Genomic DNA, 260 nt, shown 5'->3' on the forward strand with positions numbered 1-260 from the left:
CGGCATGCAGCAGCGCATCGGCATTGCCCGGGCGCTGACCTGCGACCCGCGCGTGTTGCTGATGGACGAGCCGCTCGGCGCGCTTGATGCGCTGACGCGTGAAAAGGCCCAGGAACTCATTCTCAAAATCTGGGACAACACCAGAAAGACGGTGTTCTTCATTACCCACAGCGTCGAGGAAGCGCTCTTCATGGGCACGAAGCTTATCGTGATGTCGCCGCGCCCCGGCCGCATCACCCACCGCTTCGACCTGCCCTTTT

Annotated in this window: 1 protein-coding gene; it reads left to right on the top strand. The window is 61.9% G+C overall.

Features of this window, described 5'->3' with window-relative positions; genetic code table 11:
* Positions 1 to 260, top strand: a 260-nt coding sequence (locus V6766_RS25565) for an ATP-binding cassette domain-containing protein (RefSeq protein WP_448471043.1), incomplete at both ends; no start/stop codon positions are given.

It is taken from the genome of Martelella sp. AMO21009 (genome assembly GCF_053484295.1).